The organism is Nocardiopsis mwathae (assembly GCF_014201195.1).
In the GTDB taxonomy this organism is placed as follows: domain Bacteria; phylum Actinomycetota; class Actinomycetes; order Streptosporangiales; family Streptosporangiaceae; genus Nocardiopsis_C; species Nocardiopsis_C mwathae.
In genome coordinates, this window is sequence record NZ_JACHDS010000001.1 from 782,522 (window position 1) to 798,161 (window position 15,640).

At 70.9% G+C, this 15,640-nt stretch carries 11 protein-coding genes; 6 read left to right on the plus strand and 5 right to left on the minus strand.

Features of this window, described 5'->3' with window-relative positions; translation table 11 throughout:
* Positions 1-179: 179 nt before the first annotated feature.
* Together HNR23_RS02985 and HNR23_RS02990 are read right to left on the minus strand one after the other, a co-directional pair.
* Positions 180-1,283, minus strand: coding sequence for an ISAs1 family transposase (locus HNR23_RS02985; protein WP_343070402.1), 1,104 nt, complete (start codon positions 1,281-1,283; stop codon positions 180-182).
* Positions 1,284-1,613: 330 nt separating this feature from the next.
* Entirely contained in the window at positions 1,614-2,051 is a 438-nt protein-coding gene (locus tag HNR23_RS02990) for an ATP-binding protein (RefSeq protein WP_343070403.1), read from the minus strand.
* Between the two features lie 152 nt (positions 2,052-2,203).
* Here HNR23_RS02990 and HNR23_RS02995 point away from each other — a divergent pair, with 152 nt between their 5' ends.
* From HNR23_RS02995 to ligD (HNR23_RS03020), 6 genes are all read left to right on the plus strand, one after another.
* On the plus strand, positions 2,204-2,464 hold the full coding sequence (locus tag HNR23_RS02995) for a hypothetical protein (protein ID WP_184073239.1): 261 nt from the start codon (positions 2,204-2,206) through the stop codon (positions 2,462-2,464).
* Positions 2,465-2,642: 178 nt separating this feature from the next.
* The gene (locus HNR23_RS03000) at positions 2,643-3,497 is read left to right on the plus strand and encodes a helix-turn-helix domain-containing protein (protein ID WP_184073241.1); all 855 of its coding nucleotides are present in this window, start codon (positions 2,643-2,645) and stop codon (positions 3,495-3,497) included.
* A 5-nt stretch (positions 3,498-3,502) separates the two neighbouring features.
* Entirely contained in the window at positions 3,503-3,706 is a 204-nt protein-coding gene (locus HNR23_RS03005) for a DUF397 domain-containing protein (protein WP_184073243.1), read from the plus strand.
* Positions 3,707-4,045: 339 nt separating this feature from the next.
* Positions 4,046-4,627, plus strand: a complete 582-nt coding sequence (locus HNR23_RS03010) for a DNA polymerase ligase N-terminal domain-containing protein (RefSeq protein WP_184073245.1) — start codon at positions 4,046-4,048, stop codon at positions 4,625-4,627.
* Positions 4,624-5,577, plus strand: coding sequence for a non-homologous end-joining DNA ligase (ligD, locus tag HNR23_RS03015; RefSeq protein ID WP_184073247.1), 954 nt, complete (start codon positions 4,624-4,626; stop codon positions 5,575-5,577). The genes HNR23_RS03010 and ligD (HNR23_RS03015) overlap by 4 nt, the downstream gene beginning before the upstream one ends.
* 1 nt (position 5,578) lies before the next feature.
* Entirely contained in the window at positions 5,579-6,490 is a 912-nt protein-coding gene (gene ligD / locus HNR23_RS03020; RefSeq protein ID WP_184073249.1) for a non-homologous end-joining DNA ligase, read from the plus strand.
* Positions 6,491-6,749: 259 nt separating this feature from the next.
* On the opposite strand, the gene HNR23_RS27110 is transcribed toward ligD (HNR23_RS03020), so the two are convergent.
* The 3 genes from HNR23_RS27110 to lepB form a co-directional block, all read right to left on the minus strand.
* Positions 6,750-13,478 carry a type I polyketide synthase gene (locus tag HNR23_RS27110; RefSeq protein ID WP_221308012.1) on the minus strand — a complete coding sequence of 2,243 codons (6,729 nt, stop codon included), beginning with the start codon at positions 13,476-13,478 and terminating at the stop codon, positions 6,750-6,752.
* A gap of 621 nt (positions 13,479-14,099) precedes the next feature.
* Positions 14,100-14,531, minus strand: a complete 432-nt coding sequence (locus HNR23_RS03030; RefSeq protein ID WP_184073253.1) for an STAS domain-containing protein — start codon at positions 14,529-14,531, stop codon at positions 14,100-14,102.
* A 146-nt stretch (positions 14,532-14,677) separates the two neighbouring features.
* On the minus strand, positions 14,678-15,592 hold the full coding sequence (gene lepB, locus HNR23_RS03035; RefSeq protein ID WP_184073255.1) for a signal peptidase I: 915 nt from the start codon (positions 15,590-15,592) through the stop codon (positions 14,678-14,680).
* Between the last annotated feature and the right edge of the window lie 48 nt (positions 15,593-15,640).

Consider the following 15,640-nt stretch of genomic DNA (forward strand, 5'->3'; position numbering starts at 1 on the left):
CTTCTACGAACGACCAGCCGGACGCGGACGATTGACGAACGTTAAGGCTTGCTGGGATGTATCACGGTATTACCCAGGTAGGCGCTGCGCTGCCCGAACGGGAACAATCCGTAGGTCCACCCCGACCGGGCTCAGACCAGGGCTAATGCAAAGTCGGTGCTCTGCGGGGTTCTTACTGGTCAGGGGAGTCCGATGAGGTCGAGTGGGCGTGTGAAGGCCTCGTAGGAGACCCACCGGATGGATTCGGCGATGGTGGCGGTGTTCTCCAGCGAGGCGAGCAGGGGGATGGCGAGGTTGCGCAGCATCGCCATGTTCTCCGGACCCCGGCCGCACCGGATCTTGGAGGCGTCCTCGCCGAAGGTGGCGTCTCTGATGTGGTGGAGCGCTTCGATGCCCCAGTGCCGGCGAACGAGGCCCATCAGCCGCTGTGGAGACGCTTTCTCGCAGGTCATGTCGGTGATGTAGTAGCCGGTCCGGCGGGTTTGGACGCCGTCGGCGATGCGGGTGGTGGTGCGCAGCACCTGCACTGCTTGGGCGGCGTGGGGGAACAGCAGCCCGCAGGCGGACAGGACCTTGATGCTGCGGGTCTCGCGTCGGCCGTGCCCCGATTCGCGGGTGCGGGCCAGCACTGGCGCCTTGCCCCATGGGAGCTTCTTGACCTGGGAGAACAGGGTCGGCTGGTTGGCCTTGCAACCGAGCAGGTAGTGCGCGCCGCGCTCTTGGACCAGGTGGGCGGCGGTGGCCTTCTGGGTGTGCAGCGCGTCGGCGGAGACGACGGCGCCGGTGATGTCCAGACCGGCGAGCAGGTCGGCCAGGGCGTGGATCTCGCTGGTCTTGTCCGGCACCCGCAGCTGGGCGGCCACCTGGCCGTGGCCGGTCATCGCGGCCAGCAGGTGGGCCGGGCCGGACTGGCCGCGGGCTGATCCTCGGGCGCATTTGCCGTCCACGATGAGCACGGAAAGGTCGTCATCGCAGTTCAAGGCCGTCAGGTGGGCGGGCGGCAGGGCGATGAGCACACGGCGGATCGTGTCGGCTGAGGGCGGTTGGCGTACCGCGAGGGCGGGGTGGGTGGTGCGGGCGCCCAGGCGGGCCAGGGTGTGCTGGGGCGCGTTGGCCGCCCACTGGCCGATCGCGGCGAACGAGCGTGCTCCGGCCAGGATGGCGCACAGGGCGGTGAGGATGACGCAGCTCAGGGTGTGGCGGCGGCCGCGGGCCGCGCGGGGGTCGGCCAGAGCGCGGATCCGGGAGGACAGGGCGGGGCCGGACATGGAAGACTGGGGCACCTGAGCTCCTGTGCGCAGACGTTCGACTTTGGAAGGTCTTCCGTCTTGTACAGGGGCTCTTCTGCTGCGCTCAGGCGTTTCCAGAGATCGTCACAGCCCCGTGACCTGGGGATCCGCTCTTATCCGACGGACTTTGCACGAGCCGTGGGCTCAGACGGTGTCGGGCCAGTCACAGGAACCGGTGAGTCTTCTTCGGAGGATACGGCGAGGGTGACCGCAATCAATGGGGGATCGGGCGAGCGAGGAGGCGTCCGGGCGGTCGACGCTCGGCGCGGGGCGGCTCGCCGGGCCATTGATGGTGTAGGGGGATGGTGAAGGTGGGGTGCGGCTTCAGCCGGTGAGGCGAGCCATGGAGGGGTGGGGGGACTCGAACACGGCCCATACCGTCAGGCCGCCGTCATCGTTCGGGGTGTAACCCCAGTCATCGGTCAGTTCGGATACGAGGTGCATTCCCCGCCATCCGAGCGTGTTCGGATCCGCGGGCCTGCGCACCGGAACGGGACGTCGCCGCGCAGCCAGGTCGGCGGCGGTTGGGCCTTGGTCGACGACGGAGACGACGGTGAGATCCGTGACGAGTGCGCTGACTCCGACCCCGAGCGTCCCGCCCTGACCGCTGCGGGTGTGGCGGCAACCATTGCCGAACAGCTCGGAGACGACGAGCTCGGCGTCGTCGGCGACTCGGGGGTGGTCGACGAGAACTGTTCGGACGAATCGGCGGGCGTCCGGGCAGTAGCCCGGTTCACCTGGGAATTCCTTGAATTCGGACACTGCGGTGAGGCTGCCGACTCGGTACCCGGACATCGTCACGCCACCGCCTTGACAGCGTCTGCGATCCGGTATTCGGGAGCCGGGAACAGGGTGCGGGTCGAGGTGGTACGCGAGGGTGGGAACGCCGCTGGCCTCGGCCCAGGGGACTGGTCATGAGTAGGAGGGGCGGGACCGACCAGGAGATCGGCGGCCATCTCGACGTGCTCGGCGTCAGCGAAACCCTGTCGTCCCCAGATGAACAGCCACCCTCCGGTCACTCCGTGAACGGCGACGACCGGAACCGTGCGACCTCGGTGCCGAACGTAGAGGACAGGGTGATCCGTCTCTGCGAGCGCCATGAGCGCATGGCCGCCGCGGGAGCGGAGAGCGCTGAGAAGACGGACGAGGTGGTACTGGCGATCGGTGTCCTGTGAGGGCGGGTGGTGAGGGGGAGAAGTCTGGGCGGACATGCGGAAACCTCCTATAGAACCTGCCCCTCATTGAGAGGCTGGGGTTGTCTCCGAGTGCATCTAGCATCGTGCTATCTAACCCATTAGTCAAGCGAAAATCAGGATTAACCTGATTCTGTGGAGAGTGATTAGACTGCCCCGCATGGAGCGCGCATACGGTCCCAGTGTTCGCCGCCGTCGTCTCAACGCCCGCCTGAGGGGCTACCGGGAGCAGACGGGAGAGACGACTGGCCAGGTCGCTAAAGCCCTGGGGTGGCAGCAGACGAAGGTCTCCAAGATCGAGACTGGAGAGCGTAGGAAAGTCAGCGTCGACGAGCTGAACGCACTCCTCGACTACTACGGCGAGCACGATCCTGCAGTGCGAGAGGCTCTGCATGAGTGTGCTCGACTGGGTAACCAGCGTGGCTGGTGGTCGAAGTACAGGGACCTGTTGCCGAGCGGGCTCCCCGACTTCGAGGTCGAGGCATCGGTCATCAAGACCTACGAATGTCAGGTCATCCCTGGTCTGATGCAGACCCCCGACTACGCCGAGGCGATCTTCCGGGCGAACCTGGTCCGCTCGAACGATGAGATCGTGAAACGAGTCGACAGTCGGATGAAGCGCCAGGCGGTCCTCAACCGGGTTGATCCGCCTGAGTACTGGGCCATCCTCGACGAAGCTGCCCTGCGTCGGATCGTCGGTTCACGGGAAGTCATGATCCAGCAGCTCCGCCATCTGACCCACATGGCTGCCCGGCACAACGTTCACATCAGCGTGCTGCCCTTCTCCGAAGGGGCGCATCCAGCCACGATCGGGAGCTTTGTCATCATGGAGTTTACGGACCCCATGGATGCGAGTATCGGCTATGTGGAAACGCCGACTTCCAGTGTTTACGTGGAGGAAGAACGTGACCTGCTGGTTCTTAACACCATGTTCTCTGGAGCACAGGGAACCGGGCTGAGCCCAGCGAGGTCGTTGGGGTTCATCAACGAGATCATCGAGTCCCTAGAAGAGTGAGTCCAGTGTCTGACCAGCGGGAGTGGCGGAAGAGCAGCTACAGCGGAGTCAACGAGAACTGTGTTGAAGTCGCTGAACTCGCTGGCATCCCAGCTGTCCGAGACTCCAAGACGCCTGATAGCCCTGTACTGGAATTCCCTGCTTGCGAGTGGGAGGCCTTCGTTAGATCCCTCGTCCGAGGTGACCTCCATGACCGGCAGCCACACTGAGTACACATGGTGATCGGACCAGTCAACGACTGCCGTCGGAGCGATCGACACGCTTCGAGAAGAGTGAACCGAATGCCGATGGCGCGGCCTCCGCGATGAGGCGCGGCTGGAGGTCGCCGAGGAGGGGCACCCGTCATCCTCGCCGCGTTCCCGGTCCCCTCCGTCTGATCATCCGCTGTCGGGGTGGGCGGGCCTGCGACCGCCGAGAGTCACCGAGCGGGCTCGGCACTCCGGCGGCGTCGGCGTGCGATGTCCAGTCCGCGTCCATCCGGTGACCGTGGGTAGTCGCCGCGCCGCCCGCGCGGTTTGTCGTCGCAGCCGGTCGGGTAGCTCACGCCTATGGCACGCGGTGACCAGGTGGCCGAGTACCGGTCGAAGCGGGATTTGTCCCGGTCCGGGGAGCCGGCCGGCCGCGAGCGCGGGGCGGGGGACGGCGACCGGTTCGTGATCCAGCGCCATGACGCGTCCACGCTGCACTTCGACTTCCGGCTGCAGGTCGGCGACGTGCTGGTGTCCTGGGCGGTGCCGAAGGGCCCGTCGCTGAACCCGGCGGACAAGCGGCTGGCCACGCCCACCGAGGACCATCCGCTCGACTATGCCGAGTTCGAGGGCCGGATTCCGGAGGACGAGTACGGCGCGGGCACGGTGGTGGTGTGGGACACCGGCACCTACCGTAACCTCACAGAGCAGCAGGGCGATCGGGTGCCGATCGCCGAAGCCATCGACGACGGACACCTGTTGGTGTGGCTCGACGGGCGGAAGCTCACCGGCGCCTTCGCCCTGACAAGGATGCGCGGCCGGGAGCAGTGGCTGCTGGTGAAGCGGGACGACGAGGGTGCGGACCGGCGCCGCAAGCCCGCCATCACACAGCCGGAGTCGGTGCTGTCCGGGCGGACCAACGAGGAGCTGGCCGGCGAATGACCGGCTGGCGGCAACCCATGCTCGCGACGCTCACCGAGCGGCGGTTCTCCGATCCGAACTGGCTGTTCGAGCGCAAGCTCGACGGCATGCGCGCACTGTCCACCAGGGACGATGACAGCAGGGACGGCGCGCCGCAGCTGTGGTCGCGCAACGAGAAGCGCATCGGCGACAGCTACCCGGAGCTGGTCGACGCGCTCGCCGGGTGCGGCGGCTCCCGGTTCGTCGCCGACGGGGAGATCGTCGCGTTCGACGGTGAGCAGACGAGCTTCGCCCGGCTGCAGGCCCGCATCCACCTGACGGACCCCGAGCGCATCGCGGCCAGCGGGGTCGCCGCCTACTACTACCTGTTCGACCTGCTGTCCCACGACGGCGAGGATCTGACCGGGCTGCCGCTGCGGGAACGCAAGCGGATCCTGCGGGACGTGTTCGATTTCCGCGATCCGTTGCGCTTCACCGCGCACCGCAACACCGATGGTGAGGCCTACTACCGGGAGGCGTGCGAGCGCGGCTGGGAGGGCCTGATCGCCAAGCGCGCGGACGCGCCGTACCGCGGCGGCCGGTCGATCGACTGGCTGAAGTTCAAGTGCGTGCGCGACCAGGAGCTCGTGGTCGGCGGCTTCACCGACCCGCAGCGCTCGCGCGTCGGGTTCGGCGCGCTGCTCGTCGGCTACCACGACGGGTCCGGCCGGTTGCGCTACGCGGGCAAGGTCGGCACCGGCTACGACGACATGACCCTGCGTTCGATGCGCGACCGGATGGACGGTATGACCCGTCGGGAGTGTCCGTTCGCCGACGCGGTGCGGGAGCGCGGCGCGCACTGGATCCACCCGGAGCTGGTGGTGCAGGTGGGTTTCACCGAGTGGACCACCGACGGCCGTCTGCGCCACCCCCGCTACCTCGGGATGCGCACCGACAAGCCGGCGGCCGACGTCGTGAGGGAGACGAGCTGACATGGCGGCACAGACCATCCACGTCGCCGACCACGACATCGACGTGTCCAACCTGGACAAGGAGTTCTACCCGGACGATCACCTCAGCAAGGGCGACGTGCTCGACCACTACCGGGCCGTCGCCGACGTCATGCTTCCGCACCTCGCCGGCCGCCCCCTGACCATGCGCCGCTACCCGGACGGAATCGGCGCCGACGGCTTCTTCCAGAAGGACGCGTCGGACTACTTCCCCGATTGGCTGCGCGTCGTCGAGGTGCCCCAGCGCGGCGACGGTTCGGTGAACCACGTGGTGTGCGACGACGCCGCCATGCTGGTGTACCTGGTCAACCAGGCCACGATTGAGTTCCACGTCTGGCTGTCCACAGTGGACGAGCTGGACCGCCCCGACTGGCTGGTGATCGACATCGACCCGCCACCAGGCGTGTCGGTGGCCACGCTGCGCGACGTGGCGCGTCGGTTGCGCACCCTGTATCGCGAGCTCGGGCTGACTCCGTTCGTGCAGGCCACCGGCGGGCGCGGCTACCACGTGGCCGCGCCGCTGGACCGCTCGGCCGACTTCCGGTTCGTCCGCGACCTGGCCGTCGGCATAGCCGACCACCTCGCCGAGGACGCCCCCGAGTCGCTGACCACCGCACAGCGCAAGGAACGCCGCGGCGACCGGATCTTCCTCGACGTCAACCGCAACGCCTACGGCCAGACGTTCATCGCGCCGTACTCGCTACGCGCCCGCCCCGGCGCAACCGTGGCCACCCCACTGGACTGGGCCGAGCTCGGCCGCTCCACCCCGAACGGCCACACCCACGCGACGATCCGCAAGCGCCTCGGACACAAACCCGACCCCTGGGCGACCATCGACGAGCAGGCCGCCACGCCGGCCACCGCTCGCGATCGGCTGGCGGCTCTCACGGACTGATACGGTCCCCGGCGTCATCGCAGTGTCGCAGTGTCACCGCAGGGGAGGCCCCGAAACGGTTTCATCGCGGTCGGGGTAGCCGGGGAGGACCTGGTGAGCCCCATCAGCCGCAGCGGGCGGAGGATGGTGATGGTGGGCGTGGCGCCGGCCGGTGAGGCGAGCCATGGAATTCGAAGAGGCGGACTCCCAGGCTGACCACCGCGTAGACCGCCCCGCAGATCGTCGCGGGGCGGCCTTCAGCGATTTGTTTCCGTGAAGTTCAGGGGCGGTCGAGGAGCATTGTCGCCAGGTCGGTCACGGTTCCTGCGCTGAGGAACTTGACCATGGGGATGTCGACTCCGAGATCACGGCGGATGCGGGCGCGGATTTCGACGGCCATCAGGGAGTCCAGGCCCTGGCGGTTCAGGGCGCGGCGGGGGTGGATGCGGTCCGACGGCAGGCCGAGGATCTCGCCTGTGACGTCGCGGAGGTAGGTGATGACCTCCTCGTGGGTGGTGGGTGTCGAACGGGGGGACTCCTCCGGGGCGGGGGTGACGGGTTCCCTGGTGGTGTCCTCCTTGGGGGCGGGCAGGGGGCGGCTGGTCGGGTCCGGTGCCGGGGGCGGTGCCGTGCGCCGGTCGGCCCGGCCCGGCACCAGGAGGGAGAAGAACGGGGCGCGAGCCGCGGTCGGGTGGGCCTCGGCCCAGCGGTGCCAATCGGTCGGGAGCAGGGCCGCCTGGGTGGTCCCGTCGCCGATCAGCCGGTCGAGGACGGCCAGCCCTTCATCCGGGTCGAAGCTGCGCATCCCCTCCGGCGTCATGTCCCGGCCGTGCTCGCGCTCGTACCGGGCGACCATGCCGGCCTTGGCCCAGAACCCCCAGTTGACGCTCGTCGCCGCCTCACCGCGGGCGCGCCGCCGGTGGGCCAGGGCGTCCAGGTAGGCGTTGGCCGCCGCGTAAGCGCCGATCATCGGCGAGGGCAGCAGCGCGGACCCCGACGAGAACAGCACGAAGAAGTCCAGGTCGTGCCCGGTGAACAGGCGGTCGAGCACCGCCGCCCCGTGCGCCTTGGGCCGCATGACCGCCGACACGTCGTCCTCGGTCAGGTCGGCCACGTCGGCCCACTCGATCACCCCGGCCGCGTGCACCACCCCCCGGATCGGGGGGCGCCCCCGGGCCGCCCAGTCCGTCAGTACCCGGTCCATCCCCGGTTCGTCGGCGACATCGACGACCTCGTAGTCGACGTGCGCCGTCGCCCGCAGCTTCTGCACGGCCGCCGCCCGCTCCGGTGTCAGCGGGCTCCGCCCCACCAGCAGCAGATCGCGGGCGCCCTGGCGCACCAGCCGCCGTGCCACCTCCAGTCCCAGACCGCCCACACCGCCCGTGACCAGGTACCCGGCGTTCGTGCGCACGGAACGGCGCGCAGGCGAACGGGGCGTCGGCGCCGCGTCGGGGGACGGCTCCGGACGGGAGAACGACAGCATCACGCGCCCGGTGTGCCCGGTCCGCGCCATGAGTCGGAACGCGTCGCCGACCTCCTCGGACGGGAACAGCCGGTAGGGCAGCGGCCGCAGCTCACCGCGGCCCACCAGCTCCACCATCTCCCGCAGCGACGCACCCAGCCGGTCCGGCCGCTGGTGGGTCATCTGCAAGATGTCCACGCAGGTGAAGCTCAGCGCCCGCTCGAACGGCCGCATGTCCATCGGTGCCCCGTGCAGGATGTCGCGCTTGGTGAGCTCCACCCACCGCCCGAACGGTGCCAGCAGGTCCAGGCTCGCCGCGCGCGGCTCCCCGGAGAGCATGTTGACGACGACGTCGACGCCGTACCCGCCGGTGACCTCCCGCACGGTGTCGACATACGCGGTCGACCGCGAGTCGCCGACCACGGTCGCGCCGAGGAAGCGCAGCAGCGAGCGCTTCTCCGCCGTCCCCGCCGTCGCCAGCACCTCCGCCCCCTCCCGCTGCGCGATCTGCAGCGCCGCGAGGCCGGTGCCGCCGCTCGCGCTGTGCACGAGCACCTTCTCCCCGGGCTGCACCCGGGCCGCGTGCCGCAGCGCCAGGTCGGCGGTGGTGAAGGCCGCCGGAATCGTGGCCGCCTCCGCCAGGCTCAGGCTCGCCGGACGGCGGCAGACCAGGGAGGCCGGCGCCACCACGTGGTCGGCCACCGGCTGGTGGGACAGCGCGACCACCTCGTCCCCGACCGACAGCCCGCGCACGCCCGGACCCAGCGCGGTCACCGTCCCGGCGAACTCGTAGCCCAGGTCGGGGTTGCGCGGGTCCGCACAGTCCATGACCCCCAGGGCGATGAGCACGCTGCGGAACACGATCGGTGCGATCGACGCCTCGATGGCGACCTCCCCGTGCCCCGGCGGGCGCGCCTCCATCGGACGGAACGCCAGCGCGTCGAGCGTGCCGATGCCGGTCCCGGCGCTGCGGCGGGCCGCGGAACGGTGTCGCCCCGGCCGCCCCGCGGTATCGAGGACCAGCCGCACCGGACCGCCGACCAGCTCGGGAACCGCGGGCGCCGCCCGCCGGGGGGCGGGGGAAAGCCGCGGCGCCAGGCGGCGCCCGCCGCGCAGCGCCACCTGGTCCTCGGTGTCCGCACGGGACAGCTCGGCCACGAGCGGGTCGATGTGCTCGGTCCGGGATCCGGGGTCCAGGACGGCCGGGTCGAGGTCGACCAGCCGGAGCCCGACCGCCGGGACCTCGCCGGTGACCGTGCGCCCCAGCCCCCACAGCGGTGCCTGCTCCGCGCGCGGGCACTCGCCGTCGTCCACGGCCTGGGCGCCGGCGGTCACCACGGTCAGCGCGGGATCGGGCTGCTCGGTGAGCGCGCGGGTCAGTGCCGCCACGTCACAGCAGCCCCTGCGCTCGGCGTCGGCGAGTGAGGCGGCGTCGAGGCTCCACAGGTGGACCGCGTGCACCGCTACCGTGCCACCTCCTGCACCATCCGCGGCGTCATCGCCGCGGTCGAGGGCTTCGGCGAGCAGCTGCCGGTGGTGGTCGGCCGAACCGGGCGCGATGACGTAGTGGCCCGGACCGAACCGCTGGAAGGACGCACCGGGCTGGACCAGCACACACCGGTGGCCGTGCGAGCGCAGCCGGGCGACCAGTGCCTCCCCGACGCCGTGCACGTCGGCGTAGACGACATAGGGGACGGCCCCGGCGCGCGCCCGGTCCGAGGGGACACCGCGGAGCGCGGCGACCGGCTCCCAGCGCACCTCGTAGAGGCCGGAGGCGTCCGCGTCCCGCTGGTCCCGCTCGACGGCCGCCGCCCCGCCGTGCCGCGCCTGCCCGTGCGGCTCCAGGTAGCGGATGCCGACACCGCGGATGTCGGCGACCACCGTCCCGTCCTCGTCGAACAGCCGCACGTCACCCCAGTAGCCGGCGGCGTCCTCGCCGGTGAGCCGGGCGTGGCACCACACCTGCCCCTTGGGGCGGCGCCGGAACACGACCACGTCGAGCCCGCCGCCGACGATGGAGCCGTCGGCGCCGCTCACCGCGGACTTGGCCGCGATCAGCCCCTGCAGGCACGAGTCCAGCAGACACGGGTGCACCTGGAAGCCGGCCGTGGGGACGCCGTCGGTCAGCCGGATCCGGCACAGCGTCTCACCGTCGCCCTCCCAGAGGTCGGTGATGCCCTGGAACCCGCCCTCCCACCGGTTTCCGGTGCCCCCGAGGCTCCGGTAGAAGTCGGTGGCGGACACGGCGCCGGCGCACCGCTCCCGCACCTGGGCCAGGGTGCCCCCGGGGACGGGCGACTCCGGGTGGTCGGCGGCGTCGAGCCGGAGCCGCCCGCGGGCGTGGACGGTCCACCCGACCCCGTCGGCGGTGGTGTCCGCGGACCCGTCCGCGGCCTCCATGCCATCGGCATCGCGGCTGCCCACGTCGAAGCGGCGGAAACGCGCGCCGTCCGGCCCCCGCTCCGGTGCGAACAACCGCAGACGCACCACCGGCTCCGCGGCCGGATCGAGGAACAGGGCGCGGTCGAGCGCCACGTCGGTGACGGCGACGACCCCGCCCGCCCCCAGTTCCGCGGCGGCCTCCAGGACCAGCTCCACGTAGCCGACGCCGGGGAAGATCGACGCGTCCTGGACCCGGTGCTCCAGCAGGAAGGCGTTGCGGCGAAGATCCAGGCGCCCCTCCCACGTGTCGGTGCCGTCCGCGGCCCCCTGCTCCGACCGCCGCCCCAGCAGCGGGCGCGCCTGACCGGGCGCCTGCGCGGGCCCGAAGCCGTGTCCGGCGCCCTGCCCGGACCCGCCCGTGCCCTCGGCACCATCGGGGTACCAAAACCGCTCGCGCTGCCACGGGTAGGTGGGTAGCCGGGTGAACCGGGCGCCGTCGCCGATGACCCCGGGCCAGGACACCTGCCGACCGGCGACGTACAGCTCGCCCAGGGCGGTGAGCATCCCCGTCCGCTCCGGCAGGTCCCGGCGCAGCGGGGCGATGGCGAGGTCATCCGCCCCCAGCACCTCCTGCAGCGCGGGCAGCAGCACCGGGTGGGGGCTGATCTCGCAGCAGATCAGCGGCCCCGCGGCGGCCACTTCCTGCATGACCGGTCCGAACCGCACCGGCTCGCGCAGGTTGCGCATCCAGTAGTCGGCGTCGAGGCCGGCGCCGTCGAGCAGTGCGGCGTCGGTCGTCGACCAGATCGGCACCCGTGCCCTCCGCGGCCGGATCCCGTCCAGCTCCGCGAGCATGTCCTCGCGCAGCTCCTCCATCTGCGGGCTGTGCGCCGCGATGTCCACCTTGATCAGTCGGCAGAAGACGTCGCGCTCCTCCAGGCGGGCACGGATCTCCTCGATCGCCTCCGCGTCCCCGGACAGCACGGTGTTTCCCGGCCCGTTGACCACCGCGATCGAGACGCGGTCGGGGAACCGGGCGGCCTCCTCCTCGGCCTCGGCCGCGGGCAGGGCGGTCGACAGCGTCGCCCCCTGGCCGCTGAGCCGGCGCATGAGGGCCGACCGGCGGCAGATGATCCGCGCGGCGTCCTCGATGCCGATCGCGTCCGCCGTGTAGGCCGCGGCGATCTCGCCCATGCTGTGCCCGACCACCAGGTCCGGCTCGATCCCCCAGACGCGGAGCATCCGGGCGATCGCGGCCTCGACCGCGACCAGCGCGGGCTGGACCCGGTCGATGGGAGCGGACTCCAGGTCGCCCTCGCCGAGCAGGTCCAGCAGCGACCAGCCCGCCTCGGCGGCGATCGCCGCGTCGAACTCCTCGATGGCGCGCCGGAACTCGGGGCTGTCGCGCAGCAGCCCCCGGCCCATCCCGGTCCACTGGGCCCCCTGCCCGGGGAACACGAAGGCCACGCGGCGCTCCGCCGCTTCGCCGGGGCCGACGACGCCGGGCGCCGTCTTCCCCTCGGACGCCTCCGCCAGGCGCTCCCGCAGCTCGGCGTGGTCGGAGCCGACGACGGCCAGCCGGTGTTCGAAATGGGTGCGCCGTTCGCCGGCGCTGTGGCAGATGTCGCGCAGCGGGACCGAGCGCCCGTCGCCGTCGAGGTGGGCGGCATACGCCCGGGCCAGCTCGGAGAGCGCCCGCGGGTCCCGGGCCGACAGCGGCAGCAGGTGGACGGCCGCGCCGGGGTCGCTGTCGTCGCTCCGCTCAGGGCCGGTGTCCGGCGCGCACGCCCCGTCCGGAGCGCTGTCGTCCCCGGAGGCGCCGTCGAGCCGGACGGGTTCGGGGGCACCGGTCAGCACTATGTGCACGTTGGTGCCCGCGATACCGGAGGAGCTGACCCCGGCCACCGGCTCCCTGCCCCCGGTGTCGGGCCACGGCGTCGGCTCGGTCGCGGGGATCGCCAGCCGCCAGTCCTGCCACGGCAGCAGCGGGTGCGGCTCCCGGCAGTGCAGGCTCGGCGGGATGACCCGCTCCTTCAGGCACAGCGCGGTCTTGATCAGCCCGGCGAGCCCGGCGGTCGCCTCGGTGTGGCCGATGTTGGTCTTCACGGACCCGACCAGGCAGGGCCGGTCCGGATCGCGGCCGGGGCTCAGCACCGTTCCCAGGGCCTCCAGCTCGACCGGGTCGCCGACGCTCGTTCCGGTGCCGTGGGCCTCGACGTAGTCGACCGTGGCCGGGTCGATACCGGCGTCGGCGTAGGCGGTGAGCAGGGTCCGCAGCTGCCCCTCCACGGCCGGGGCCATGAGGTAGCCGCTGGCCTGGCCGTCGTTGCCGCTGGCGGCGCCGCGGATCACCGCGTAGATGTCGTCGCCGTCGGCCAGGGCCCGGTCCAGCGGTTTGAGCACGACCGCGCCGACGCCGTCCGCGCGGCCGAACCCGTCGGCGTCGGCGGCGCCGAACTTGCAGCGCCCGTCGGGCGCGAGCGCGCCCGCGTCCGCCATGATCGCCGAGAGGGTCGGCCGCAGCAGGAGGTTGGCGCCGCCCGCGATCGCCTGCCCTGACTCGCCGCTGCGGATGCTCTGCACCGCCTGGTGCACCGCGACCAGTGAGGACGAGCAGGCGGCGTCCACCGTGACCGAGGGGCCGCGCAGGTCGAAGGCATAGGAGATCCGGCCGGACATGACGCTGCGCAGCCCGCTGCCCAGCCCGGCGTGCAGGTCCCGCCGTACCCCGGCGCCCTGTTCGGCCTGGTCGAGCAGCTCCCAGTACTCGCCCGCCTGGAGGCCGATGAAGACCCCGGTGCCGGTGCCCCGGAGCCGGTCCTGCGTCATGCCGGCGTCCTCGAACGCCTCCCACGCCGTCTCCAGCAGGATCCGCTGCTGCGGATCCATCCAGATCGCCTCGCGTGGGGAGATACCGAAGAAGGCGGCGTCGAATTCCTCCACCCCCGTGAGGAATCCGCCGCGCCCTCCCGGGGTCCCGGGCGTGCTCAGTGTGCCCTGGCCGCCCGGTGTTCGGTCGGGTGGTGCCGCGGAGATGGCGTCGACACCGTCGCAGAGCAGCCGCCACAGCATGCGGGGACCCTGTGCCTGCGGCAGCCGGCACCCGATGCCGACGATCGCGACCGGAATCGAGGAAGGGGATTTGTTCGACCCACTTTTTTCCACGCTGAAGAACCCTCCGAGCAATGGGTTGAAGGAGAAAGAAGAGAAAACAGAGCGCCGCCCGGTCGGAAAGGGGAGGGGCGGGCGCTATCTGGCCGCGCGTGCGATCCGGCCGCGGTTCTCGCTGGGAACGCAGGGAGAGGGGCGCCTGATCGGGGATCGGAATTCAGAATTCATCGGGGATCCTGAAGGGTCGTCGCGGGGCCACGCAGAAGGCCGGTCCCGCGGCCGCCCACACCCTCGCGGCGTCGGCTGTCCGCGGCCCGTGTCGACCATTATGGTCCGTGTACAGGGATTTTACCCAGAGAACGCGGCAATCGGTCGGTAAATGCGGGGATCGTCGGCGGTGCCACGATGGTCCGGAATTTCACTGCGCGTGTTCGCGCGGTCACATAACCGTCGGATCTTCGCCCCGATACCCGAATTCGCGCGGCACGTCGGCCGATCGGGGGAGCCGGGTTCTAGGGCGTGTTTGGCGGATGCTTTCCTCCTGAGCGAGCGGCCGTCCGGGGCGGCGCTCGCAAGCCGCTTCACGAAGTCAATCCAGGTCGGCTTCACGAGTGGAGCGGCGCAGCGAGCGTCGTTCCGGTGACCGCGAGCCGGAAATGATCCGTCGAACACGCCCTAGGAGTCGCGGCCGTCCGCGGCGTCGTCGGAGGGCTGGGCGGGACGCGGTGCCGGGGTGTCGCCGGGCCCGTCGCCGTAGGGGGAGGGGCGGTCGGGCGCGGTGGGCGAGACCTGGATGTCCATGCACTGCTTCAGCCCGCTGTACTGGAAGACCCTGTCGATCCTCCCCTGCGGCACGATGACGGTGAGGGTGCGGCCGCCGCGGGTCAGGCGGCGGTGCATCCGTGTCAAGGCATTGAGGCCGCAGGAGTCGATGAAGTCCAGTTCGGTGAGGTCGACGGTCACACACGGGCTGGAGCGCTCGGCCTCGGCCTGGGCGGCCGAATGCTCCAGCCCGGGCATGCTCGCGAGATCGAGTTCTCCGCGCACCATCAAGGTCGTCCGGTCGTCGTCGTACCGGACGTCCACCTGCAGTTCGCACATGTCCATCCCGACTTCCGCGCATCGGTCGGCTGCGGGTTGAGGTTGAGACCCTGCCGTCGCTCGTGGTGCTGTTCTCCCACGCTAGTCAGCGACGGGCGAGCGCGCAGGCTTTTCGCGAATCGGGCATGGACTATGCCGCGTCAGGGCGACCTTCAGGGAGCCGGAACGTTTGCGAATGCGTCCTGGGGTGTCGAGAGCGTGGAGATGCGGTCCAGGGGCCAATGGATGAGGAACGCGGGACCGGCGACCGAACCGATCGGGATGGTGCCGTCGCCGCTGAAGTCCTCATGGCCGCGCGAGTCCAGCGAGATGGCGCGGTGGTCGCCCATCACCCACAGCCGCCCCTCGCCGACCTTCACCGGGCCGAACTCCTCGTGGCTCTGCAGGCTGCCGGGGAAGAGGTAGGGCTCGTCGACGGGCTCGCCGTTGACCATGATGCGGCCCTGGTCGTCGCAGCACTCGACGGTGTCGCCCGGAAGGCCGATCACCCGCTTGGTGTAGTCCTTGCGGTCGGGCGACATCCCCGCGAAGTCCGCGATCGCGGTGAGGAAGCCGGAGGACGACTCGGCGCCCTCCGCGGCGTCCCAGGACTCGCGCCCGTCGAAGACGATGACCTCGCCGCGCTCGATGTCCCGGGTCAGGTAGGCGAGCTTGTTGACGAAGACGCGGTCGCCGATGAGCAGCGTGTTCTCCATCGACCCCGACGGAACGTAGTACGGCTCGACCACCCACGTCTTGATGCCGAACGCCAGCAGCAGGCCGATGACCAGCAGGACGGGAAGCTCTTTCCAGAAGGAGCGCTGCTTCTTGCCCTTCTCCTTCTCCTCCTTCGCCTTCTCCCCCTCCCTGTCGGTGTGCGCGCCGCCCGTCTCCCCGCGGTACGACCGGTGCTTCCCGGCCTCGCCGTTCCCCTCCGGCCCGGCCCCCGCGGGACCGTCTCCGGAGCCGTGGTCCGCCGCCCGCCCCGGTGCGTCGGCCCTGCGCCGCGCCTTTGACCCGTCGGGCCGCATGGATCCCGCCACAGGATCATGGGACTGGGACGTCGAATCGCGCTCATCGTTCAGCATGCGGCACCTTCACCCGGCAACGAATGGATACCGCCAACGTATCCCGAG